The 24,059-nt window shown below is 46.0% G+C and carries 22 protein-coding genes; 4 read left to right on the top strand and 18 right to left on the bottom strand.

Annotated elements, in window-relative coordinates; genetic code table 11:
* Positions 1-17: 17 nt before the first annotated feature.
* Positions 18-476: a GNAT family N-acetyltransferase gene (locus tag K339_RS0111405; protein WP_028523684.1), complete on the top strand. Its 459-nt coding sequence runs from the start codon at positions 18-20 to the stop codon at positions 474-476.
* On the opposite strand, the gene K339_RS0111400 is transcribed toward K339_RS0111405, so the two are convergent.
* A complete protein-coding gene (locus tag K339_RS0111400) occupies positions 473-1,807 on the bottom strand; it encodes a cation:dicarboxylate symporter family transporter (protein WP_028523683.1) in 1,335 nt (444 codons plus the stop codon). The two genes, K339_RS0111405 and K339_RS0111400, sit on opposite strands and share 4 nt — an antisense overlap.
* Positions 1,808-1,850: 43 nt before the next feature.
* Between K339_RS0111400 and K339_RS0111395 the strand changes: the two genes are divergently transcribed.
* Positions 1,851-2,468: a Uma2 family endonuclease gene (locus K339_RS0111395; RefSeq protein WP_028523682.1), complete on the top strand. Its 618-nt coding sequence runs from the start codon at positions 1,851-1,853 to the stop codon at positions 2,466-2,468.
* Between the two features lie 48 nt (positions 2,469-2,516).
* Here K339_RS0111395 and K339_RS0111390 read toward each other — a convergent pair whose 3' ends face one another.
* From K339_RS0111390 to K339_RS0111335, 13 genes are all read right to left on the bottom strand, one after another.
* Positions 2,517-3,536, bottom strand: a complete 1,020-nt coding sequence (locus tag K339_RS0111390) for a polysaccharide deacetylase family protein (RefSeq protein ID WP_028523681.1) — start codon at positions 3,534-3,536, stop codon at positions 2,517-2,519.
* 41 nt (positions 3,537-3,577) lie between these two features.
* On the bottom strand, positions 3,578-4,408 hold the full coding sequence (locus tag K339_RS0111385; protein ID WP_028523680.1) for an alpha/beta hydrolase: 831 nt from the start codon (positions 4,406-4,408) through the stop codon (positions 3,578-3,580).
* Between the two features lie 13 nt (positions 4,409-4,421).
* The gene (locus K339_RS0111380; RefSeq protein WP_028523679.1) at positions 4,422-5,672 is read right to left on the bottom strand and encodes an alpha/beta hydrolase family protein; all 1,251 of its coding nucleotides are present in this window, start codon (positions 5,670-5,672) and stop codon (positions 4,422-4,424) included.
* 3 nt (positions 5,673-5,675) lie between these two features.
* A complete protein-coding gene (locus K339_RS0111375; protein WP_028523678.1) occupies positions 5,676-6,590 on the bottom strand; it encodes a sugar phosphate isomerase/epimerase family protein in 915 nt (304 codons plus the stop codon).
* A gap of 120 nt (positions 6,591-6,710) precedes the next feature.
* Positions 6,711-9,008: a DUF5703 domain-containing protein gene (locus K339_RS0111370; protein WP_157607562.1), complete on the bottom strand. Its 2,298-nt coding sequence runs from the start codon at positions 9,006-9,008 to the stop codon at positions 6,711-6,713.
* Between the two features lie 32 nt (positions 9,009-9,040).
* On the bottom strand, positions 9,041-9,202 hold the full coding sequence (locus K339_RS37110; RefSeq protein ID WP_157607561.1) for a hypothetical protein: 162 nt from the start codon (positions 9,200-9,202) through the stop codon (positions 9,041-9,043).
* Positions 9,203-9,205: 3 nt separating this feature from the next.
* Entirely contained in the window at positions 9,206-9,967 is a 762-nt protein-coding gene (locus K339_RS0111365) for a class I SAM-dependent methyltransferase (RefSeq protein WP_169731849.1), read from the bottom strand.
* A 90-nt stretch (positions 9,968-10,057) separates the two neighbouring features.
* Positions 10,058-10,984 (bottom strand): hydroxypyruvate isomerase family protein, encoded by a 927-nt coding sequence (locus K339_RS0111360; RefSeq protein ID WP_028523675.1) that lies wholly within the window; start codon positions 10,982-10,984, stop codon positions 10,058-10,060.
* 60 nt (positions 10,985-11,044) lie between these two features.
* Positions 11,045-11,593, bottom strand: coding sequence for a PH domain-containing protein (locus tag K339_RS0111355; protein WP_028523674.1), 549 nt, complete (start codon positions 11,591-11,593; stop codon positions 11,045-11,047).
* Between the two features lie 30 nt (positions 11,594-11,623).
* A complete protein-coding gene (locus K339_RS0111350) occupies positions 11,624-13,006 on the bottom strand; it encodes a sensor histidine kinase (protein ID WP_028523673.1) in 1,383 nt (460 codons plus the stop codon).
* Positions 13,007-13,065: 59 nt separating this feature from the next.
* Positions 13,066-13,830, bottom strand: a complete 765-nt coding sequence (locus K339_RS0111345; protein ID WP_028523672.1) for a hypothetical protein — start codon at positions 13,828-13,830, stop codon at positions 13,066-13,068.
* Positions 13,831-14,877: an AMP-binding protein gene (locus K339_RS0111340; protein ID WP_037300181.1), complete on the bottom strand. Its 1,047-nt coding sequence runs from the start codon at positions 14,875-14,877 to the stop codon at positions 13,831-13,833.
* Between the two features lie 3 nt (positions 14,878-14,880).
* Positions 14,881-15,327: a QcrA and Rieske domain-containing protein gene (locus tag K339_RS0111335; protein ID WP_037300179.1), complete on the bottom strand. Its 447-nt coding sequence runs from the start codon at positions 15,325-15,327 to the stop codon at positions 14,881-14,883.
* 117 nt (positions 15,328-15,444) lie between these two features.
* Between K339_RS0111335 and K339_RS0111330 the strand changes: the two genes are divergently transcribed.
* Positions 15,445-17,055 (top strand): CotH kinase family protein, encoded by a 1,611-nt coding sequence (locus tag K339_RS0111330; protein WP_051397958.1) that lies wholly within the window; start codon positions 15,445-15,447, stop codon positions 17,053-17,055.
* A gap of 16 nt (positions 17,056-17,071) precedes the next feature.
* Here K339_RS0111330 and K339_RS0111325 read toward each other — a convergent pair whose 3' ends face one another.
* Complete coding sequence (locus tag K339_RS0111325; protein ID WP_028523668.1) at positions 17,072-17,509, bottom strand: type I restriction enzyme HsdR N-terminal domain-containing protein; 438 nt, start codon at positions 17,507-17,509, stop codon at positions 17,072-17,074.
* A gap of 75 nt (positions 17,510-17,584) precedes the next feature.
* Between K339_RS0111325 and K339_RS0111320 the strand changes: the two genes are divergently transcribed.
* Complete coding sequence (locus K339_RS0111320) at positions 17,585-18,355, top strand: AMP nucleosidase (RefSeq protein WP_028523667.1); 771 nt, start codon at positions 17,585-17,587, stop codon at positions 18,353-18,355.
* An 81-nt stretch (positions 18,356-18,436) separates the two neighbouring features.
* Here K339_RS0111320 and K339_RS0111315 read toward each other — a convergent pair whose 3' ends face one another.
* The 3 genes from K339_RS0111315 to K339_RS0111305 form a co-directional block, all read right to left on the bottom strand.
* Positions 18,437-19,777, bottom strand: coding sequence for a tetratricopeptide repeat protein (locus K339_RS0111315; RefSeq protein ID WP_028523666.1), 1,341 nt, complete (start codon positions 19,775-19,777; stop codon positions 18,437-18,439).
* 109 nt (positions 19,778-19,886) lie between these two features.
* Entirely contained in the window at positions 19,887-20,783 is an 897-nt protein-coding gene (locus K339_RS0111310) for a 1,4-dihydroxy-2-naphthoate polyprenyltransferase (RefSeq protein WP_028523665.1), read from the bottom strand.
* 251 nt (positions 20,784-21,034) lie between these two features.
* A complete protein-coding gene (locus tag K339_RS0111305; protein WP_028523664.1) occupies positions 21,035-23,983 on the bottom strand; it encodes an FAD-binding and (Fe-S)-binding domain-containing protein in 2,949 nt (982 codons plus the stop codon).
* Positions 23,984-24,059: the final 76 nt, after the last annotated feature.

Below are 24,059 nucleotides of genomic sequence, written 5' to 3'. Positions count from 1 at the left end.
CAAACCTCCCGAAAATTATGGCCGCCATCACATTTCAGTGCCTTCCCTTCGACCAACTCAGTTTACGCCAATTGTACGATCTGCTTGCCCTTCGTATTGATGTGTTTATTGTGGAACAAAATTGCCCTTTTCACGATGCCGACGGTAAAGATTTTTACGCGTGGCATTGCCTTGGTTACGACAACGACGGGGCATTGGTGGCTTATACCCGTTTGTTTGATTTGAATCTATCTTTTGAGGGCTTTACGTCGATTGGGCGGGTGGCTACCTCCGACAAAGTACGCGGCCAAGGGGCAGGAAGGCAGTTGATAGCGTACTCTATTGAACAATGTGAAAAATTATTTGGGCACCAACCTATCAAGATTGGCGCCCAACAATATTTGTTAAAGTTTTATGAGTCGTTTGGCTTCAAATCAACGGGCGAAGACTACCTCGAAGACGGGATTCCGCACACGATTATGATTCGGGAAGCTTAATCGAGGTTGTCGGTTTCGATGTCTTCAAAACGCTCGACGTGCCCAAACGCATAATTCATTTTTTGACGATCAAACTCTTTTTCGTGGTTGGCCAACCACACCGTCGCTACGGCATTGCCGATGAAGTTGGTAATGGCTCGCGCTTCCGACATAAAACGGTCAACGCCCAACAACAATGCTAACCCTTCTACGGGGATGGCTTTGAGCGCCGTTAGCGTTGATGCCAATACGATGAAGCCGCTGCCCGTCACACCCGCTGCTCCTTTGGACGTCACCATCAAAATACCGATGATGGTCAGCATTTGGGTCAAATCCAAGTGTACGTTAAAGACTTGCGCCAAGAAAATAACGGCCATTGAAAGGTAAATCGTCGTTCCATCGAGGTTGAAAGAATAACCCGCAGGGACGACCAGCCCCACCACCGACTTCGAGCAGCCCATTTTTTCTAGTTTTTCCATCAAAGAAGGCAAAGCCGCCTCTGACGATGAAGTACCCAGTACAATCAAAAGCTCCTCGCGGATGTAGCGCAAAAACTTAAACAAATCGACCTTGGCCGTCCGAAGGATGTACCACAGCACCACACATACAAAGATTCCCATGGTAGTATAAACCGTCACCATCAGTTTTGCGAGGGGCAACAGCGTTTGAATACCGTATTTTCCAATGGTAAATGCCATTCCGCCAAACGCTCCAATCGGCGCAAGCATCATGACGCGGTGCAACGCTTTGAAAATTACTTTGGAAATAGGGGCAAGGAAGTCGATTACCTTTTGCCGACCCGAATAATTACTTAGCACTGCCCCAAGCACAATCGCCACGGCGAGGACTTGGAGCGTAGAATTGTCCATAAAAAACTTCCACCAGCTGAACGCACCAGCACTTTGGGTATATTTAGAAATATCGCCTCCTTTGATACTATCCGTCACCACACCATCGCCTGGACGAATGACATTGGCTACGATTATCCCAATAATGAGTGCTACGGTCGTTACGACCTCAAAGTACAACAACGCTTTTGCGCCCACTTTTCCCACTTTTTTCAAATCACCCATCGAAATAATTCCCAATGTAATGGTCAGGAAAATGATAGGATTGATAAAAAGTTTGACAACACTTATGAACGTTTTACCCAGCATTTCGCTGAACGTAGCGCCAATTTCGAGCTCTTGCCCTAAAAACTTACCTTTGATGGGTTCATCCAATACCTTCATCAACGCCAGATCGGGTCGAAAATGCCCTAATAAGATGCCAATTGTAATGGCCGTCAAAACCCAAAAGGTCAGATTGGTGAAGAGTTTAGAAAGTCCTGAGCGAGAAGCTGTCTTTTGCATTGTAGATGTTTAGGGCTTATATTTGTTTAAAACTGATTATGTTATGACTACTACTCAGAAAGTACCGCGTCGTAAAAGAAAACTTGAAAAAATCCCTTCGTACTTGGTTTATGAAACCTTGAACGGGAAAGTATTGCCGTACAAAGGCTACAGGGACGTACTAGACAAAAAGAAAAAAACGGCTGAAATCATGGGTTGTAGTTCATTACAAGGCATTTTGGTTAGTATTATTCATGGGTTTTTATTCATGTCTATCAATCGAAAACGGTATTTTTTGGCTACCAACGAGATTGGGATTCATATCAGTAAAAACACGAATCTCGCTAATGACATCGCTATTTTTGAAAAGGAGGGGCTGACGCTAAACAATCGTTATTTTGAGGTTGCTCCCAAAGTGGTAGTAGAAATAGACATCAAAATAGATATTGACCCCGACGACCACGATGAAAAATTTAGCTATATCATTGAAAAAGCACAAAAAATGCTTGAGTTCGGCACCGAAAAGGTGATTTGGGTTTCGACCCAAACCAAAATCATTTTTGTATTTTCAAAAACCGAAACATGGGTCATGGTTCCGTTTGATACCAACATCCCCGTTTTAGACGATTGTGTCCTCAACCTTGCTCAACTTATGCAGGAAGAAGGTATCGAAATCGAATAAAAATAGCTTATTTCTTCGCCCGTAGCCAAAGATAAAGAAAGATTTAACCTACCGAAACAAAAATTTATAGCCCGATACAATAGCGTGTAGATGCGACGAATCTGAAATGGGCGGAAAAGCAAAACGGGGCTGGGAGAAAGTAAGGGGTGAAAGGTTTGGTTGCTGAACATTCATCAAAGCCATGCGATACCCTGCCTCCTGTACAGCATCGACGGTAACTTGGTCGATTTCGGCCCTACTTCCATAAGGATAAACAAAGAGCGGTACCTCTTGCTTCAGTTCAGTTTCGAGGCGCTGTTTAGAGACTTCCAATTCTACTTTTTTTTCTTCTTGACTCAAAAAACGTAATACGCGGTGGGTCTGCGTGTGGGAGGCGACCCTGTGCCCTTGAGCCACCAATGCCCGAATCTGAGGCCAAGTCATAAAATCGTACCGAAGCTCGTCAGGTGAGAGTACTTCATAGTCCCACCCATTTTTTTGGCAAATTTCGCGGACAAGACCATAAATATCCGCCAATTGCTGTTTGTAAACGTATTGTTTAAGCTGCCGCGTCAGGTTATTGATTCCTGCGGGTGTTTCAGGAACTGGGAGCAGCGTTTGATAGTCGTTGAAGGGCAGTCTCACAGATTGGTTTGCGGCTTGGCACAAAAGCAAAAATAAGTGGTCGCGCCAGATGTAAGGCAGTTGTCGGTCAACCATGGCGGGACAAATCGCAAATAGAGCCGAAATACCGTGTTTTTCTAAGAGTGGGGCAAGTACTTCATAATTGTTGCGCATCCCATCATCGACTGTAATGAAAATCCCCTTGGCGTTTGGATTTTCTATTTCCTGAATGGGCTGTACTCGAAAGTGTTTTTTTAAGAATTGGAGTTGTTTGTCGAAAATCGCTGCCGTCACATCCACGTTGTACGTATCAAATGCGGACAGTTTATCCACGGGAAGCACATTATGGTAAGAAATAATCCCGCGTTTTCTTCCCACTAAGGCATGATAAAGCTGACTCAGCCCCGTATAGTACGAGGCAGTAAGCCAGCTATCTCTTACAAAATGTCTGATGTTTTTCCCCACGTTTCTTGTGAAAGTAGTGCTGCTGTTTTAAACCTATGCCGTTATTTCTTTTTCAAGCGCTCGAAATAATTTTTCATGAAGAGCAATTGATAATCAATGGCATTGTTCCAATAAGGCCAATTATGTCCCCCTGGGCGTGAGATATAATCGTGGGGAATATTACGCTCCAATAGTTTGTCGTGCAGGTTGTTATTAACGCGGTAAAAGAAGTCTTCGCTCCCGCAATCAATAATCAAGGCCAGTGAGTTCGGGGTGAGCAAATGTACTAAGTTGATAACGGTATTTTTCTCCCAAAGCTCGGGCGCGTCGGCATATTTCCCGAGGCGTTTTGCCATGTCCCAGTTGTTAGGGAAAGGACGAATATCCACTCCTCCGCTCATACTTCCTGCGGTTCCAAATACATCTTGGTGTTTAAACGCCAAATACAACGCTCCGTGTCCGCCCATGCTCAAGCCCGTGATTCCACGGCCTTCGCGGCTTTTGATGGTTTTATAACGCCCGTCCACCCAAGCCACTAGCTCATTAGACACGTAAGTCTCGTACTTCATGCTGGCGTCAACGGGACTATCCCAGTACCAGCTCGAAAATGCACCGTCGGGACAAACGATAATGGTTTGATATACATCGGCCATGCGCTGCATAGCGGGTGATTTTTTAACCCAGTCGGCATAATTACCACTGTAGCCATGCAATAGATAAACGACAGGAAATTCTTTACTACCATCGTATGAGTCGGGTGTAAGTACCACCGCTTTGATGTTTTTTTTCATCGAAGGGCTGTACGTTTCTACTGTGTCAATTTTTTCGGCCCATACAGACGTACTCCACAAACCAATAACGAGAAAAAGTGCGATTTTTTTGAAAGATGTCATCGGGTTTATACAACTAGTTGAAATGTTTATCGGCAAAGTTCAGGTATTGTTTCCAATCATACAAGGTGACATCGTGCCCTCCTGTGCGAATATGATAGCCGATTTGTCCTTGCACCGACTGGTTGAGGGGAGGAATAACGGTAGCTGGCAAGCCTGTTTTGCCTAAAAATAAGTACACGGATTCGGCGGCTTTGGCGGCGGCAAACTCGCCTTGTGGGTCAGCGCCTTTGTCATCGACAGCACTGGCAATATACACAGGTCGCGGCGCTACCAGCGAAATCGCTTGGTGCTGGTCGAAGGGCAACAAAGTATCTTTGTCCATGTATTTTTTGAAACTGGCAGCGTACCAGTGCGGAAAAACCGTACACAATCGACGGATGTTTTCACCTACCCCTCGATGAAACAACTTGGCTCCTCCTGCGCCCGATTCATTACTTATGACCATCGCAAAACGCTCATCGGTAGCTCCTGCCCAAAGCGCCGCTTTTCCCAAGCGCGACCAGCCAAAGACCGCCACGCGTTTGGCATCAATCGCTTTGTCGGTTACTACATAATCCATGGCTCGGCTCAACGCCCACGCCCAGGCTGCAATTGTCCCAAAATTATCATTACGTTGCTGGTAATCGGGGTAAATGGGATGAATCCCCTTTTGAAAGCCTGTTTTTGCATCGTCAGACGCAATGTCTTCGCGATAAGCCGTAATCAAGGCATAACCACGAGCCAAAATCGTATCAATAGGCCACTGAGCGGCGTTTACTCCTCTACACCCCTCCGTGGCTCGGTGGTCGGTGACGCATGATAATTTCACATACGGGTTTCCTTTACCTGATTCCATCCAACTCGTTGTGATTCGAATCGCTGGGTCGGGATGAATGGCGTGGTTTCCCCAAAAATTCAATCCCAAAATGGCAGGAGCAGGTCGTTTGAGGTAATTGGGAATGTATATCAACAAATCCATTCGCGGCCCGTCGGCTTTGCCATTAAAATAAACGGCAATTTGCTTGCGAGTAGCTTTGCCATTCAAGGCATTTTTGTCCACATCAAACACCTCAAATCGTATGTCTTTGGGGCGAGGCGGCGCTTGTCCGTACATTTCAGCCGTAAATAATTCAAGCAACTCTTTTCGGCGTTTGGTATGCCACTGTTTAGCATTTTTTACACGCTGACCATTGGCCGAAACGAGCGGGTCTGGGAGCGGCGTTTGTGCCCAACCCAAGCCCGTACTCAGCACGAAAAACAGACTTAATAATCGGAATTTTATCATAGTTTAGACTTCTGACATTTGCTGCGTCAGCACTTCAAAGGCTTTTTTGGCTTCGCTATCAAAATTAGTCCAACGGCCTTCTATTGATAATCCGCCACGGTATTTGATTTTTTTCAATGCCTTGAAATATTCTCTGAAATCATCACCTACGACGCCAGGAGCGGTGCGATTTTGTTTTTCGGCAATGTGGCAGTGGACAATGTACTTTCCGTATTTCACAATCTGCTCGGGACCTTCATTGTCTTTGAGCATGTGGTAAATATCGCACAACAACCGAAAACGTGGGTGATTGACGGCTTCAATAATTTCAACCCCTTCGGCCAAGCTGTTAATAAAATTGGTTTCGCTGCGGTTGAGGGGTTCTAAAGCCACCGTAATCCCGTGTTTTTCGGCCAAAAGCGCCATTTTTTTGCTCACTTCTGTATGTTGTTCTTTGGCCTTGGCGCGGTCAAATCCTTCTGGAATGGTGCGCGACGCACTACTTCCAAACACCACATACGGTGTACCGCATTCTTTGGCACGTTTAAATGCTAAATCAGCTCTTTCTAACAGGGCTTCGTGGTTGGCGTTAGGCCCTACCGACTTGATACTTCCTGGAATAAACGATACGTACGAACGCAACGGTACGCCCGTTGTTTTGAGTGCTTCTACGTTTTTAGCATATTGTTCGTCTCCCCCTTTGTCAGGAATCAAGAAACGACCGACGTTTTCTTCAACGTACGAATAACCAATGCTTTTGAGCAACGCCGCTTTGTCGTAGGACGTACAGATACCCAACGGCAGCGAAAGTTTGCGACTTTCTTCCGCCCAAAGTGCCGCTTCGGCCAAAGAACTTGATGCAAGGATGCTTCCAACGGCTCCTGCGCCTAATTTTAAAAAATCTCGACGGCTACTCGTCGTGTGTTGTAGTGGTTTCATTCGATGCAAGGGTTATAGGTAACAGAAGGCGCAAAGCCTGTTTTTTTTACTACTTATTTTGATACAATTACAAGAGACGTTCCAAGTTTCAGACCCTCTGAGTGCCAAACTTGGAACGTCTTATTTGCCATCCACAATTACATCCGACAAGCGCTCCGCGGGGGTCACTTTTAAGTCTTCTATCGTCCCATTTTTGATACGCCCTTCAATCGTCGTTTGGTACGGTGCGTTTAATTTAAACGTGGCATTCCAGTCTTTGGGCCATGCAGGTAATAAATATATTTTTCGCCCCTCAGTTTGCATTAGCATTTCTTGCAAACCTATCATCGCAGCCCCTCCCCAATTGTGGTCAGGCGTCCAATCAAACCCTGGCCCCCAGAAGGTTGGGAAACGTAATTCAGCGTCTTTAAACTTGTTTCTAGTAAGTTCAGCGGCCTCGTCGGTTAGCCCAAGTCGTGCCGCAAAAATGTTGTGTTGCCGCCATCCCACGTGGCTTTTATATTTCTGGACGTGCGGGTCGTAGCGATAGGTGTTTTGGGCAACTTCTAGCTCAAGCTTTCCGACACCATACAGCCCCCACGGAAATACGGGATACAACTGCGGCGCTTCGGAGTTTTGTACCCGCATCCACACTACGGCGGGCGCCAAGGTTTTATGTCCGTCGATTTCTTGCAAAGGCAAAGGCGGCAAACGTTCCAACATAGTCGTCCATTTCTGTCGTTGGGAAGTGGGCAAATAATCGTCTGGGAGCTCAAGCATACGCGTCAAAATCACTTTCAAAGCCGAAATAACCGTCGTGGAATTGTAGGTCATTTTGTACGTCTCACAAGCCGAGCTTGGATAAAAAACGTACTGACCTTTTTCGTCTAACGCTTTTGTCCCTCGTTGTTTGGCGAGCCATTGGTAATGTTCATCAAAAAATGTCAGGCAGCTTTCGATAAAAGGCAGGTACGTTTGAATCTTGCGCCCTTCATAACGCTCTGTTTCGAGCATCATTAAACAAAACTCAAACACGGTGTCCCATTGGTATTCGAGCCAAGCGTTGTACTCCATTCCTGCATCGTAGCCTTCGGGGCGCTTGTAGCCGTACTCAAAGGGATTGGGCAAGCCAAAATTTTCGATTTGCTCGGTAAAACACGCTCCATTGTGGTTCCAATACACTTTTGAGCGCAGTTCTGCATTAGTCTGCGAACGTAAATAAAAGTCAAATTGGGGCTTCATCAACTCAAAATCCCCGCTTTTGAGCATCGGAAAATACACCAATCGCTGGTTTTGGGCGGTCATGGTTCCCCCGCCCCACAAGCGAAAATCTGGCGTGTGATTGTATTTTTTATCCACAAATTGTGGGTCAAATGTGAATAACCCACCGTTAAATTTCGTAGGCCATTGCCCAAACGCATTGCATCCCAGCTGATAGCGAAAAAGGTGGTAATTGCGCGAAATAGTACTGTCTTTTCCCTCAATAAAAATATAGCTTCGTTCCCAAAATTGTTTCCACCAAGCATGGGTCTGGGTCAAGGCTATTTTTTGGGTTTGGGTAACTTCTTGCTGACGGCGCACAACCGTATTTTCCCATTCGGAGAGGGTGGAAGTGGGTGCTGTGTTCAACACCAGTTCTAGGTGTTCGGTACGAACGGGACGCGGGGTTTCTAGGTTCCACGCCTTAAAATCAGTATCAAGGTATTTACCCGTGGTAATGCCAGCGGGACGCATAGTGCGGGAACGCATCGCTCCCCCAAACGTATTGTTTTTGATGGGGTTATACAATTGTGATTTCACCGACTCCATCCCTTCAAGCCGCACCGTAAAATCAAAAAGATTCGGGACATCGTCACGATTTCGGTGGTAAAACCACAGTTCATTGCCACGAAAAGCTATTTCGTCTTTATATGTTTTGAGGTCAAACTTTTGGGGAGTTTTGTAGGAGTTTTCGCGAATGGCCGTTCCTTGCACCAAACGGTCTTCGTAGCGCCACGATTCGTACGCGGCTTTCACGTTGACAGGTTTGTCACTTTGCAACTCCGCGTGCACCACCGAACGAAACACATCTACCCACAAGTGTAAGCGCGTTTTACCACCGCTTATATACACACCGCCGTCTTGAAGCCGAAGTTCTTGCTTAAAATCAGTACCCGTAAACGGATTAGGAGACAGCCGAAGTCGGACCCGCCCCAGCTTGAGCATGGCGTTGTTTTCGTCGAACGTACCGCTTTGGGAAAGATAAAAAAGGATGTCGCCGTCTTCGACCCACACATTCAGCCCCACATCTCCCCCACCACACGGCATGGATTCGGACGAGTTTTTACTTGGAGTTTTCCAAACAACGTTGTAATTAGCCAGTTGGGTAGGTTGGGCCAAGGTAGAAAGGCAAACTCCCCAGCCAAAAACAAACAAAAGTAGATGGGCTCGTAGCGTCACGGTAAAAGGCAGGATTAAGAAATAACAAAGGTTTAGCCCAAAAATACCTCATTGCTCTCAACCTCCCGTCCTGCTACCTCCTGTATAGTCGAAGCATCCGTCGGTTTTGAGAAACCGACGTCACGGGCGTCGTGCTGGTGGTTTCTCAAAACCACCACTGGAAGCATCCGTCGGTTTTGAGAAACCGACGTCACAAATTATTTTTTCCAACACACATACACGTTCTCATCCGCCATGAGTCCGTAGCGTTTCCAGTCGATTTCTTGCACATAAGCACTTACTTCTACCCTAAAACCTGCGGCAGCAAGGCGGTCGCGGTAGTCGCGGCCATAGCGGCGAACGTGCTGGTGAGCTCCCGCGATGCGTTTCCGTTCTTCGGGAGTCAGGTGTTGGGTTTCTACGGTTTTTTCCATTGAGTTATTCACCGCACCTTGAATAATGGCGTAGCCGTTGGGTTTAAGTACCCGATAAATCTCGCGCATTCCTTGGGCGTCGTCAGGCACAAGCTCAAAGACGTGGTTACAAATCACGACGTCGAAAGTGTTATCAGGAAATTGAATATCAGTCACCGACATGACGTGGTCGGGCAGCACCCCGATGGCGTCGATATAGGTAGTCATCAAATCGGCTGTTTCGTACTGAAGTTGGGGGTGCTTACGAATTTCGTCGTGCAAGCATTTTTCGGGGGCAAAGTGCAGAATTCGTTTTTTCCCCGTAAAAAAGTCAGTCTTATTTTTCAAATACAAATACACCAAACGATGGCGTTCGAGCGACTTACAGGTATAACAAAGGGCATTGGGGCGGTTGAATGGCAAAAATTGGCTGTACGTACTTTCACAAATGGGGCATTGGACGTCGTTGCCTAATCCATATACTGCGGCTTGCGCCGAGGCTTGTAATGCTCTTAATTGTTTACGGCCTGCGGGGCCAATCACCGTTTTGAGAAATGCTTTCAACACCAATAGTGGGTTTTGTTTTTAAATGAATACGTCGGGGTATGAGTACCCCGACGCACTTTATAAGCTTTTATGTTACCCCGACGCACTTTTTTACACCGTAAAGCTATCCGACTCTAGGTAGGCTTTAATGAGTGCCTCTTCGCCTTCTTTGCCTGGCTTAGAGTTTCCGTGTTCCATCCCAAAGATGAAGTTTTGATTGTTGGCCTTCATTTTGGTGTAAATATGTTTGAACACGTTTTTGTAGTTGATTTCGCCCGTCGTTGGTTCTTTACGTCCTGGGTTATCGCCAATTTGGAAATAAGCAATTTCAGACCAGCACCAATCAATGTGCGGAATGATGTGCCCTTCGGTTTTCTGCATGTGGTAAATATCAAACAAAATTTTGCAGGCGGGGCTATTCACCGCACGGCAGATTTCGTAGGTCTGATCAGAAGTCTGCAAAAACAAATTAGGGCTATCGCTCAAGGGTTCCAATACCATCGTCAAACCGTGAGGAGCCAAAATATCCGCTCCTCGACGAAGCGCGTCAATTACGTGACCTGTCTGAATACCAATAGGAAGATTACGTTCAAAATCGCCTGGCACGACCGTCATCCACTTGGCATTGCAGCGTTTGGCGGTTTCTACGGCGCGCTTACACCCATCCAAGAAAATGTCAATGTGGGCTTGTTTGCCTGCGGCAAGGGTATTTTGACCGTTTCCACCTTTGTCCACCACAAACACGCCCATGGTCATTCCCAACTTCGCCAATGTTTCGCCGATTTTGGTTTGTACCTCCACGGGGCGCCCCATCATACCGTTGTCTTCTAGGGCTGTGAAGCCATTGTCGGCCATGAACTTAAGCTGGTCGATAAGGTCTTTGCCTGCACTATTTTGGAACATGCCAAAGTGAGGGGCGTAGGCCAATTTAAAATTATTTTTTGCTTTGGGAGTCGTAGTATTAGCCGTGGCTACACCGCTCACTAGCGTAGCTGCCGAAGCCGAGACAGCAGTTTTTACAAAATCGCGACGAAACATAAGTAGTTGTAGATTATAAGGTGCTGCCTCCAAAAGCAAAACAAGGTTTTTTTCTAATCTTTACGAAACTTTGGGTTTCTTTAATTCTGCCTTGATTTCCGTCAAAATATCCCTAATCTCTCGTAATAATTCGGCATTGTCATTGGATGAAGTAGAAGCTGAGGGGGCATTTTTGGCCATGATTCTTTTTTCTCGCTGGCGTAAAATTAAACTCCGTAATTCTTGGGCATTCACGATTCCAATCAGCTGCATATCGTGGGCTTGGCCTGCGCTCTGACCTGCGGTTTCAAATTTTAAAATACAAAGATGAAAATACCGTAAAAGTGGCCCTTCTACAAAGGTTACATCTTGAATATTTTCCAACGGGATGGTTTTTTCAACTTGAATAAGAATCCCCTTTTTAAAGCGAATAACCGTTTCGGTAAGTTCACACTCTAGTCTATCATAATAGTGCTGGGCCCACCACTGGCCTATTCCTAAAAACCAAAACGGGATAAGTACAATCCCGATAACAGTGGCCAACATGATAGAGGCCACATAAAGCATCATGTAAGGCTTTACCAGTTTGTTAAACTCGGCTTTGAAAAGGACAGTATCGGATGTTTCCATAAAATAGAGGCAGTTAAGGCTTAAAAACGATTAAATATGCGGGAGTACTATTTCAAACGTGCTTCCTACATCCAGTTGGCTCGTTACTTTTATGGTGCCACGGTGCATGTCCACAATCCTACGACATACCGACAAACCAATGCCGTATCCTCGAAAAGTAGTAGCGTTTTTGGCACGATAAAGTGGTTCAAAAATCCGCTGAGTTTCATTTTCAGGGATGCCAATTCCTCGGTCTGTGACTCGAATGTAGCAATTGTGTTCGTCAAAGCCGATTTTTACATCGGCGCGTTTATCTGGCGAATATTTGCAAGCATTATCCATCAGGTTATTCAAAACCGTTTTGAGCAAAGGGGCATTTCCAAGGACGGTAATGTCCTGCTCATTGTCAGGAATATCTTCAAAATCAATGTGAATCTGGTAGTCGGTGCGGAGGCTTTGAAGTTCTTCTTGGGTTTGAAATACCAGCTCATCCAAACGAATGGACTGAAAGCTCATCGTTCGCTCCTCTTTTTTTTCCGACTGCGCCAGTTGCAACAAACTGTTTGTCAACTGAATCAACCGTTGCGCATCGTTCAGAAGTGATTCCAAAACTTTTTGATACTCCTCGGGCGTACGTTCTTTTTCCAGCGCTATCTGAATTTCGGATTTTAAGCCCGCAAGTGGTGTACGAAGCTCGTGAGAAGCATTCGAAACAAAACTCCGTTGAAAATCAAAAGATTGCTCCAAACGCTGAAGCATTTGGTTGAAATTGATGGCCAATTGGGCTAATTCATCCTGTCGATTTCCTTCATTTAATTGCTTTCGCAAGTTATAGGCCGTGATGGTGCTAATCTCACGGTTCATATCCGACAATGGCTTAAGCGACTGTCCCGCAAAAATAAAGCCCAACACAATCGTGATGAGAATACCGAACAAAAAGCTATAAATCAACGAATCTCGCAGGCGTTGAAGTTGGGTATTTCCCAGTTCATCTTCGGCCGAAGTCATCAGTACCAGTTCTCCTTTTTCGGGGTGGGTGTACATCAAACCTGCCACCAATAGCTTCCCATTGGCGGTTTCGACGTATTTCTTTTTCCGAACAGATTTTAACAAATCGGCATTGTAATAATAATTTTCGGCGCTGTCGGGGTCGTAGCTGGCATACACGATTTTATCTTCGTCATTAAACATTAACACCTTCTCGCCGTAGAGTTTTGACAAGGTTTCTTTGTCGAGAATTTTCAGGATTTTCTTGTTATTCGCCGCGATTTTCACCAGCAAGTCGGCCCGCGTTAGGGCGCGATCGCACAAGTTTTTGTAAAACTCGTCTTTACGATTTTGCTCCGCCACGTAATAAAATGACACCGAAAATGTGGCCAAAATGGCGGCAATAATCACCGTAAATTGAAGGGCTATTTTGGTCCTAATTTTCATAGACTTAGGTAGTTTTACAGCTTAACCTCCCGAAAGTTTTAAAACTTTCGGGAGGTTTTTTATGCAAACAACGTCGTTACTACATCTTTGAGTTTCGAGAGTGTTTTTGCTCCTTTGCCAGGCTCCACTACCTGTTTTCCCCATTCGTACCATACGCCATCGCCAAGGTTAAAATATAGACCATTTCGCTTGGGCTTTTGGCTTGAGGCATTGTCGGTGAGCCAGTTAGGCGCATATACAGTTTCCATCAACGAAGGCAGTTCTTGCCACGGATAAAAACGCAGCGATGTTTTGCCGTCCACTACGCGTTTGACCTGCGCCGTTCTTGTACGAAACGAAGCCGTCAATTGCGCTTCTCTTGTTCCTTGCGAAGTCGCGTCAATGACTTGCATTTCAAAGGGACGTTCTTTCTCCGATGTTTCATAAATCGCCTGAAGCAATTCTTGGGCAAAATAGAGCCAATCTTCGGTATTTTTGGGTTGGCCTTTTTTCGTCGTATCCGTTTCCCACTCCAAGGTCAAAAAATCAAATTCTTCGTCTTGAAGCATACTGCCTCCCATCTGGGTTTTCTTGAGGACTTTTTCAAGCTCGTCAGACCACACCTTCTCCAAGGCCCCTTTCCACTCATAGTCATCATTATCGGTAAACCCTTCTGCTTCAATTTCGTCGGCATCGAGTTCGTCGCGGTGGGTATAGGTCAATTTTAAATCGACATTAATTGACTGCTCATTAGGAAGAATGCGCAATACGTAGCGATATGAGTAAGGCGGCGGAAGTTGCGCCGAAGTTTCAAATTGGATCGTCAGTTTACGAAAAGTTGCCATTTAGCGTATATTTTCCTCAAAGGTACGGCGCTTATCTACTTTGCCCGTGGGTGTTTCTACAAATTTTTTAACAAAATACACCTTTTTAGGAAGTTCGTAAGTCAAAAGCTCAGGTAGTAATCTCGTTTGAAGTAGTTCGGCATCAAGCTTTTTTTCACTTTCTACTACTAAAATCAGTTTTTGTCCTAAGCGTTCGTCGGGTTCCGACCACGCAAAAAAGCGCGAAGCAATCAACCCCGTTTTTTCAATCGCACGTTCTACTTTCTCCAGCTGAATTTTGACTCCTCCCGAATTAATAATGTTATCAGCGCGCCCCACTATGATAAATTTTCGAGGCCCTAGAAACTCCACTACATCGTTGGTTTGTATCCATTGGTGATTGGTCACTGCCCCGCACAGACGAAGACAGCCACGTTCGTCGGTAGCGGCTTCCACTCCTTCCAACAGCCCATAGCTATCCGTTGCCTCTTCTCCGTTTAGTCTTCTAAGCGCCACGTGTGATACCGTTTCGGTCATGCCATAGGTACTAAATACGGGCACGTTAAGTCGGTGAATGGCATCCCCTAATGTATCTCCCACGGGTGCTCCTCCTACAAGAATGGCTTTCAAAGAATTGAGGCGTTCATCTTGCTGGGTATCCAGAATTGTTTGCAACTGCAAGGGCACCACTGCCACAAAATCTATTGCTACATCATCGGGTAGCGCAGCAAACAGCTGCGAAGAAGGCGCGACGATGTGCATCGTCAGTCCTAATTCCATTCCACGCACGAGCATCATCGTTCCTGCAATGTAGCCCACATTGAGGCACACCAACGCTTGCTGACCCGCCCGCAAATCCAACGCACGCTGCGTAACGCGGGCACTGGCTTGCATTTGGGCGCGCGTCAAGGCAATGGGCTTAGGTGTGCCTGTCGAACCCGATGTATGCAGCACAAAAGTCGCTTGCCCCAAGGCGTACAAACGACAAAACTCCCACGCCTGTCGAAAATAAGCATCCTCGGGCGCGGGAGTTTCAAAAATATGTTGAGGAACTAAAGTATAAAACATAGACTAAGGGTAAATACGAATATCGCCCGTCGAGGGGTCGTACGAGGTTTTATAGCGCGTCAACGGCTTAGTGGCTGGCCCCGTTTGCACTTCTCCCTCGCTCGAAAACACTGAGCCGTGATTGGGGCACAGAAAAGTATTGTTTGAGACAATGTAGTTGACCGCCGTTCCTTCGTGCGTACAAGCTTGCGAAACTGCGATAAACCCACCCTGCTGCGTGCGTGCAATGATTACTCCGTTGGTTCGGACAAAGCCTCCTGCATTGCGCAAGGCCGTAAATGTACCATTATTGACGTTCACTGAAAAATCAGTGGGAGTCGTCGGATTGGGGTCGGGACTAGCGCCCGTATTACATCCCGACAAACACTGTTGAAGTACGATAGCGCCAAAGCTTACCCCCACTAGGCGAAAAAACTCTTTTCGGTCAATCGTCGTTGCTTCCGTTTCCATAGCGTTATTGATATTTTTTTGTAGTTTTCAATGTTTTTTTAATAATCGAACTTAGCGTTAAAAACGCTCGCTTTTGTGGCTCTTTAAAAACGTAACTGAAACAAAAAGATTGTAAATATGAGAACTTGGCTTGGGATGGTGTTGAATTTATTTTTTTGTGCGGTGGTGTCAGCCCAAAACCTTGTGACCTCCAATTTGCCCCTCGTCATTATTGATACCCAAGGGCAGTTGATTGTGGATTCGCCCAAAATCAACGCGCAAATGAGAATTATTTACAACGGTCCTGCCCAACGAACAGGCCCCTCAGATGCGGCCAACGTTTACCAAGGCATCGCAGGCATTGAATTTCGTGGGTCATCTTCTCAGCTTTTTCCCAAAAAATCGTACGGTTTTGAATTTCGGAACGAAAAAGGCGACGGCAAAGAAGTAGCGCTGTTTGGTATGCCCAAAGAGGAAGACTGGATTTTGTTTGCTTCTTACAACGAAAAAAGCCTTTTACACAACGTTCTCGCCATGAAAATGGCGCGCGATTTGGGGATGTATGCCAGCCGTACGCAGTTCGTCGAAGTCATCGTCAATGGGCGCTACGAAGGGGTGTATGTTCTTATGGAAAAAATCAAACGGGTCAACGGGCGATTGAACATTACCAAGTTATCGGACCAAGACAACAGCGGCGATGCGCTTACGGGTGGCTATATTTTTAAGGTTGACAAACCAACGGGTTCGGGCGGGTCGATAGGCTGGTTTTCTAAAGTCAACTACAGTGGCCGTATCCAGTATTTGTACGAATACCCCGATTTTGACGAAATTACTCCCAACCAAAAATCATACCTCATTGCCAAAGTAGATAGTGCCGAAGCGGCTTTAAATGGTACTCAGTTCAGAGACCCTCAAGTAGGCTATCGTCGGTTTTATGATGGACTTTCGTTTGCCCGCATTTTTCTGGTCAATGAAGTAGCCCGCAACGTGGACGGCTACCGCATCAGTACGTTTTTTCACAAAGACCGCGACAGCAAAGGGGGGAAAATAAAAGCAGGCCCCGCTTGGGACTACGACTTGGCCTTTGGGAATGCTGACTATTGCGAAGCCCCACTTACTTACGGCTGGGCATATTTATTCGGAAATGTGTGTCCTAGAGATAGCTGGCAAGTACCTTTTCATTGGAAACGAATGCTCGAAGACCCCACTTATGTCACCGAACTCAACGACGAATACCAACGAATGCGCAAAGGTGCTTGGAAAACCGAAACGCTTATGTCGTATATTGACTCACTAGCGACTGTTCTTCAAGAAGCACAACAGCGGAATTTTCAGCGGTGGCCCGTTTTGGGCCAATATATTTGGCCCAATCCTACACCCATTCCAAGCACTTGGACGGGCGAAGTCCTTGAACTCAAACAATGGCTCACGCAACGCCTCGCCTGGATGGACATGAACATACCCGGTACGCTCACCGCCGTTGACCCTACTCCCATCCACGAAGTAACAGTCGAAGTAGCGCCCAATCCTTTTGTTAACGACGCCCGTCTTCTCTTTAAAGCTCCGCGTCCAATGGAAATTTTGGCGGAAGTTTTTGACCTCAATGGCAAGCTAATTACCAGTAAGTTTCAGTACTTATCGGGAGATTTAACCACCGTCAGCATTCCTATTCAAGGGCCTTCGGGCACGTACGTATTACGCGTTCATACTCCCACCGAAAGCATCCGAAAACATTTGATAAAACAATAAAATCCAATGAGTTATCTTATTCAAAAGACGGGATTATTTCTAGCGCGTTAGCTTCTCCTTCTTTTATTTCAAACAATAAATGTTCAAGTCCATTGCTAATGAGCAAATAGGGCGCTTTCAGCACGGCGTTGTAGCGAATGGCTTGGTCGAGGACGGCATCCGTCAGCGGAATGTGAACGGCCTTACACTCCACCAACAAAAAAGGCGCACCCGAGCGGTCGTACACCAGAATATCGGTGCGCTTGGCCAGTTGGTTGTACTGTAAGCCACTTTCGGTACGAATCAAGGATTTTGGGTACTGATGATGGCCTATCAACCAGTGCAAGACGTGCTGCCTCACCCACTCTTCGGGCGTGATAAGCAGGTACTTACGCCGAATTACGTCGAAGATATGAGGTTTTCCCGCAATTTTCGTAACTTTGTAATCAAAGGGGGGCAAATTTAGCTCAACCATACAGAGGAGGATTTGTAAGGGCATCTTACAAATCTTTTTTTTAACCTATTCTCCCCAAAAATCAACACAAAACCAATGAAAAGCAAAGAAGAAATCGTAGAAAATTGGCTCCCACGCTACACAGGAACTCCGCTGGAGGTCTTCGGAGAATACATTTTGTTGACCAACTTCATCAATTACGTACAAATGTTTGCCGACAAGTACGGGGTCGAAGTGTATGGTCGCGACCGTGCCATGCAAACCGCAACCGCCGATAATATCACCATCATTAACTTTGGGATGGGCAGCGCCATGGCGGCTACTGTCATGGATTTGTTGTCGGCCATCAATCCCAAAGCAGTTCTATTTTTGGGAAAATGTGGTGGATTGAAAAAAACGCAAATCGGAGACTTGGTACTTCCCATTGCGGCCATTCGCGGCGAAGGAACAAGCAACGATTACATGCGACCAGAGATTCCTGCGTTGCCATCTTTTCGTTTGCAGCGCGCCGTGTCGTCCATGATTAAAAAACACGAGTTAGATTACTGGACAGGTACGGTCTATACCACCAACCGCCGAATCTGGGAACACGACGAAACGTTTAAAGAATACCTTCGCGAAATCAGAGCTATGGCGATTGACATGGAAACGGCGACCATCTTTACCGTTGGGTTTGTCAACCAAATCCCTCATGGTGCATTGTTGTTGGTTTCTGACAACCCACTCGTTCCTGAGGGTGTAAAAACCGAAGAGAGCGATAAAAAAGTAACTTCTCAGTTTGTAAACCGTCACCTTCAGCTTGGCATCGACTCCTTGGTGGAACTAGCCAGCTCAGGCGAATCGGTAAAACACTTACGTTTTGAATAAATGGTTTTCCAACAAAAAAGGCCTTGGCGTTCGCCAAGGCCTTTTTTGTTGGTAGTGCTTACAACTAACCGTATTTGGGAATTAGTTACAGTAGTCGCTGATTACTTTGTAAGCCTGCGTATATCCTAATTCACCCGCTTTCGATAAATCTAAGCAGCCGCTATTTTCGTCGCCAAGACTGTGTTTGATTAAACCACGAACGTAATATGCTTCTGCGTGTTTAGGGCTCAATTTGATGGCACTTGTACAATCTTGGATAGCTCCTCTTTGGTCGCCAATGGCAGACTTAATCATACCACGCGTAAAATATGCTTCTGCGTAAGTAGGGTTAAACTCAATTGCTTTGTTCAAGTCGATAATCGCACCTTTGCCATCGCCTTGTTTGTTTTTACCAACTCCCCGCGCAAAAAATGCCTCCGAACGTTCAGTCGAAAGTTCGTTAATTTTATTTTTTTCTTGCACTACTTCACGAAGCTGGTCCAAAATCGAGCGGCTAATGCTTCCCATATAAACCACTTTTGTATCGGTAGGGGTGTTGTTAATATCAACTGCCTTGTTCAAATCCGAGATTGCATCGCGTTGGTTGCCCAATTTGCTTTTGCTAAATCCACGTCCGTAATAAGCACGGTGGTTTTGTGGGTCAAGGCGAATCGCTTGGTCAAAATCAACAATGGCTTCTTCGTATTTTTCTAGTTTGCTACGAGAAAAACCACGGTTGTAGAACGACTCAGCATCCTCTGGTTTCAATTCGATGGCTTTGCTGTAATCGTTCACAGCACCCGCAAAATCATTTAATTTGATTTTTACGTAACCACGTCCTGACAATGCCGATGGGCTTTTGGGTGTCAAATCCAACACACGAGAGAAATCAACCAAAGCACTTGTATAATCTTCCAATTTTGTCTTGACCGTACCACGGGCAAAAAGCGCTCCTGCGTTGTTTGGCTCTAATTCAATCGTACGGTTCAAATCTTGCAGCGCTCCACGGTAGTTTTCTACACGAGCACGGTTTACTCCGCGTTGATAATAGCCTTGTGGATCATCAGGGTTCAATTCAATAGCCCGTGAAAAGTCTTGGATAGCAGAGCGGAAATCATCTTGTTTGGCTTTGCTCGATCCACGGTAGAGGTACGCGTCCGAATACTTAGGATTTAATTCGATAGAACGGTCAAAATCTAAAATTGCCCCACGGTGGTCTTTCAGATTCGCCTTCGCCATGGCGCGGTTGTAGTAACTAGGGGCGTTTTCTGGGCTCATCGTAATAGCCAAATTAAAGGCTTGAAGAGCGGCCACAAAATCGCCAGATTTACTTTTATTAACACCTTCTTCAAAATACTCCGCGGCAGTTTTTTGAGCTTTCAAAACATGAGTAAATGCCATAATACAGGCAAAAACAAACATAAAAGTTGAGCGTTGCTTCATAGCAATACGTAAAAAAAGTTTGATGAATATTGGGATTGGCTTGCCAAAACTACCGATTTTTAGACGCCTAGCCAACATGACCCCTAAAATATTTATGTCGAAAAGTAAATTATCCTATCCAAAATCCTATTCCAAATAACAAGACAAAAAGCAATGTGGAAAGCGCCATCTGTTTTAGGTACGGATCTAGCTCTCTTGGGTTTGTCAGTCGGCTAACGGCAAGACCATTCCTCACAAAAAGCGGAAAGCTAAGTACAAACACCCACTGACTCCATGTCCATTCCGTGAGCAGTAAATAGGCAATACTAGCCAGCATTCCGACCGTCAATAGTATCCAATGATACATAATCGCTTTGTCACGACCGATACGCACAGGTACCGAACGCTTGCCCGTCAAAGTATCAGATTCGATGTCTCGGATGTTATTAATATTCAATACACCCACGGCAAATAGTCCGCAACTTGTGGCGGGTAATAACAACGTTGGATCAAAAGTTTTGGTATGCAAATAATACACGCCCAACACTCCTACCCATCCAAAAAATATAAGCACGGACAAATCTCCCAGCCCTTCATAGCCATAAGGACGCTTGCCTGCGGTGTAGGTAATGGCCGCAATGATGGCGAGAATACCCAACCCCAAAAAGGCCAAAAACGACTGCCATGTAGCATCTTTGAGGGCTTCGTACAACAGCCCAATTCCGCTTACCAGCGATACTACCGAAAACAAAATCACGGCGTTTCGCATCGAACTAGCCGAAATCGCTCCCGACTGTACCGCCCGCTGAGGCCCCTGCCGCGCTTCGGTGTCTTTTCCGTTTACGGCATCGCCGTAGTCATTGGCAAAGTTGGAAAGTACTTGCAAACAAACGGTGGTTACAACCGCCAAAATAGCCACTGTCCAGCTAAATTGATGGTGTGCTGCGGCCAAAAAACACCCCATTAGAATACTCGATAACGCCAAAGGCAACGTCCGTAAACGCGCCGCTTCTATCCATTTTTTCATCAGTTAGTCCATTGTTTTTAGCCTATAATCCATAGAAAATCGAATTTTTATAAAATTTAAAAGTATAATTATCAAGCAATTAACGATTAGCTATCGACGATTAACAATTAACTTTTTGCATCTCTCTTCACAATTTCCTAATTTTGCATCGGCAAATCGGAACTACCAGCTCCCATTGAATCCCCCAGGTCTTGACCGAAGCAAGGGTAAGTGGTTGTAGCGGTGAGATTCTCGGTTTGCCATTTTTTGTTTTAGCGCAATGCTTCCCACAAAATTTCTACTGGGTGCAGCGCATGACGGCCCGTTCCATCATGAATTTGATGACGACAACTTGTCCCTGGCGCCGCAATAACCACTTCTTCTGGTTGCTGACGTACGGTAGGGAACAACACCATTTCTCCGATTTTCATCGACAAGTCGTAATGTTCTTTTTCGTAGCCAAAACTTCCTGCCATTCCACAACAGCCACTCGGAATCAACTGCACTTCGTAGTTTTTAGGCAACGAAAGCATTTTTTTCGTCGGCACCATTGAGGCAATGGCTTTCTGCTGGCAATGACCGTGCAGTTTTATGCGTTTGGGTTCTTCGGTAAATTGCTTGCTAGTAATGCGTTTGGCGTCGATTTCGCGGGCGATGAACTCATCAAATTGTAAAGCATTTTTAGCCAAACGTTTGGCATCCTCGACCAATTCCTCACTCACCAAATCAGGATATTCATCGCGGAACGTCAAAATAGCCGACGGCTCAATTCCCACCAATGGTGTTTGGTCTGAAATTAACCCTTTGAGCAGCTGCACATTTTGCTCCGCAATTTTTTTGGCATCTTTCAATAACCCCTTCGACAACTGTGGACGCCCACTCGGCCCGTGTTCAGGAATCACCACTTCGTACCCCAGTTTTTCCAACAATTGAATGGCTTTTTTACCAATCTCGACGTCGTTATAATTGGTAAATTCATCACAAAAAAGATATACTTTGCTACCTGCCCTTTGCCCTCTGCCCTTTGCCCAATTCTTCAAAGTCGTGCTATGCAACAACGGCATGGTTCGGTCGGGGTGAAAACCAACCACCTGATTGGCAATACGGCGTAAAGGAGCATTTTTGAACACCAAATTGTACGCCCAAGGCACGTAGCTCGCAATACCCGTCATTTTGGAGAAATTACCCACCAACCATGAACGCATCGGTACGCCATGGGTATCGTAGTAGTGTTGTAAAAACTCCATTTTCAGTTTGGCAACGTCCACGTTCGACGGGCATTCACCTTTGCAACCTTTGCAGGCCAAGCACAAATCATATACTTCTTTGACAGCCTCCATGCCCCCAATGGAGGTATTTTTATCATCCCTAAAACCGCCATTAGCGGTTGTGGAACTGTGCGTCAAAAACTCACGCAATATATTAGCCCGAGCGCGGGTGGTGTCCTTTTCGTTGCGCGTGGCCATAAAACTAGGACACATCGTTCCACCCGATAACTGCGTTTTGCGGCAGTCGCCCGAGCCATTACACTGCTCGGCGTGTTGGAGTATGGTTTGGTTTGGATAGCGGAAATACGTTTTAACATCAGGCGTTTGTTGGTCAGCTTCGTAGCGCAAAAACGTATCCATTGGCACCGTATCCACAATTTTCCCTGGGTTAAAAATCGCATTAGGATCCCACGCACGTTTAAGCTCTTTAAACAACGTGTAATTTTTTTCTCCCACCATTTGCGGAATAAATTCGCCCCGCAAACGCCCATCGCCGTGCTCTCCCGATAGCGAGCCATCGTATTTTTTCACCAAAGTAGCAATCTCCTCCGCAATCATTCGGAATTGGCGGTGGCCTTCTTTGGTTTTTAAGTTAATGATGGGGCGAAGGTGAATTTCTCCCGAACCTGCGTGCGCATAATGCACCGCTGACATGCCGTTTTTGTGCAAAATTTCGTTAAAATCACGAATAAAATACGGTTGGTCTTGTACATCCACAGCCGTATCTTCAATCACGGCCACGGCCTTTTCATCGCCAGGGAGATTGGCCAAAAGACCCAAACCCGCCTTCCGTAACGTCCATATCTTTTTCGTATCATCGGCATGGAGGAGCGGATAATGAAACCCTTTTCCTTCCTTTTTGTAATCCTCAATCAAAGCTGCCGCTACCCGTTCTACCTCCTCTTTGGTATCTTGAGACACGTCCACCACCAAAATAATGGGATATGAACCGTCCGCTTTTTTCTGAACAAAAAACGCGTTTTTGCTTTGTTCGGGGTTTTCAGCCGCGCATTCCAAAATGTAATTATCAATCAGCTCAACGGCCTGTGGTTTGTATTTTAGCGCCGTGAGGGTGGCATGAAGCGCGTCGTCGATGGTATCAAAGTGAACACACACCAAGCCTTGCGCTTTGGGCGGCGGCGGAATAATGTTCAACTTTATTTCGGTCAAAAAGCAAAGCGTTCCTTCCGAACCCGCAATCAACTTACACATATTGAAAGGCTCCGTTCCTCCAAAGGGAACAGAATCCAAGAGCATATCCAGCGCGTAGCCCGTATTTCGGCGTTCAATTGACTTTTTCGGGAAGTTTTTACGAATTTCTTCCTGATTTTCAGTATCTGAAAGAATTTCAAACGTCTTGGCATAAATAGCTCCTTCTAAACCTTCCGTGGGGAAAGAAGTAATTCCCCCATTTGAGCTTAAAGAGCCGAATGTAGCCTCACTCCCATCGGCAAGCAGGGCCTTCACTTCCAACAAATGTTCGCGCGTGGAGCCATACACCACTGAGTTAGACCCGCAAGAGTTGTTTCCCACCATCCCGCCAATCATCGCGCGGTTTGCAGTAGAAGTTTCGGGGCCAAAGTACAATCCATAAGGCTTCAACGCCATGTTTAGCTCATCGCGAACGACGCCTGGCTGCACGCGCACCCAGCGTTCTTCGGCATTGATTTCCAAAATCTTCGTAAACGTCCGCGATACATCGACCACGATGCCATTTCCAACCACTTGCCCCGCCAACGACGTTCCAGCCGTACGCGGAATGAGGGAAGTTTTATGGGTATTTGCAAAACGGATAAGCACTTTTAAATCCTCAATGTCCTGCGGAATCGCCACGGCCAGCGGCATCTCACGATACGCCGACGCGTCGGTAGCGTAGAGCGTTCGCATGGTGGTATCGTCGTACAGTTCGCCCTTAAATCGTTGGGCTAATTCAGAAAGTGGTAGGTGAGTCATTGGTGAGTTTTCGAAATCTTCTGCGAAAGCGCAAAGTTACGACCTACGCGTTTGTTATGCTAATTTGATTTTATTT

The sequence above is a fragment of the Runella limosa DSM 17973 genome (assembly GCF_000482465.1).
GTDB classification, from domain to species: domain Bacteria; phylum Bacteroidota; class Bacteroidia; order Cytophagales; family Spirosomataceae; genus Runella; species Runella limosa.
Note: the sequence above shows the minus strand (reverse complement) of the source record. Positions and strands in the feature narration are given on the sequence as shown.

Coding starts and splice junctions, on each gene's coding strand:
- K339_RS0111315 (WP_028523666.1), bottom strand. CDS start 19,777: ATGAAGCAACGCTCAACTTTTATGTTTGTTTTTGCCTGTATTATGGCA.
- K339_RS0111320 (WP_028523667.1), top strand. CDS start 17,585: ATGAAAAGCAAAGAAGAAATCGTAGAAAATTGGCTCCCACGCTACACA.
- K339_RS0111355 (WP_028523674.1), bottom strand. CDS start 11,593: ATGGAAACATCCGATACTGTCCTTTTCAAAGCCGAGTTTAACAAACTG.
- K339_RS0111350 (WP_028523673.1), bottom strand. CDS start 13,006: ATGAAAATTAGGACCAAAATAGCCCTTCAATTTACGGTGATTATTGCC.
- K339_RS0111325 (WP_028523668.1), bottom strand. CDS start 17,509: ATGGTTGAGCTAAATTTGCCCCCCTTTGATTACAAAGTTACGAAAATT.
- K339_RS0111330 (WP_051397958.1), top strand. CDS start 15,445: ATGAGAACTTGGCTTGGGATGGTGTTGAATTTATTTTTTTGTGCGGTG.
- K339_RS0111395 (WP_028523682.1), top strand. CDS start 1,851: ATGACTACTACTCAGAAAGTACCGCGTCGTAAAAGAAAACTTGAAAAA.
- K339_RS0111360 (WP_028523675.1), bottom strand. CDS start 10,984: ATGTTTCGTCGCGATTTTGTAAAAACTGCTGTCTCGGCTTCGGCAGCT.
- K339_RS0111305 (WP_028523664.1), bottom strand. CDS start 23,983: ATGACTCACCTACCACTTTCTGAATTAGCCCAACGATTTAAGGGCGAA.
- K339_RS0111400 (WP_028523683.1), bottom strand. CDS start 1,807: ATGCAAAAGACAGCTTCTCGCTCAGGACTTTCTAAACTCTTCACCAAT.
- K339_RS0111385 (WP_028523680.1), bottom strand. CDS start 4,408: ATGACATCTTTCAAAAAAATCGCACTTTTTCTCGTTATTGGTTTGTGG.
- K339_RS0111340 (WP_037300181.1), bottom strand. CDS start 14,877: ATGTTTTATACTTTAGTTCCTCAACATATTTTTGAAACTCCCGCGCCC.
- K339_RS0111380 (WP_028523679.1), bottom strand. CDS start 5,672: ATGATAAAATTCCGATTATTAAGTCTGTTTTTCGTGCTGAGTACGGGC.
- K339_RS0111335 (WP_037300179.1), bottom strand. CDS start 15,327: ATGGAAACGGAAGCAACGACGATTGACCGAAAAGAGTTTTTTCGCCTA.
- K339_RS0111375 (WP_028523678.1), bottom strand. CDS start 6,590: ATGAAACCACTACAACACACGACGAGTAGCCGTCGAGATTTTTTAAAA.
- K339_RS0111405 (WP_028523684.1), top strand. CDS start 18: ATGGCCGCCATCACATTTCAGTGCCTTCCCTTCGACCAACTCAGTTTA.
- K339_RS0111345 (WP_028523672.1), bottom strand. CDS start 13,830: ATGGCAACTTTTCGTAAACTGACGATCCAATTTGAAACTTCGGCGCAA.
- K339_RS0111310 (WP_028523665.1), bottom strand. CDS start 20,783: ATGAAAAAATGGATAGAAGCGGCGCGTTTACGGACGTTGCCTTTGGCG.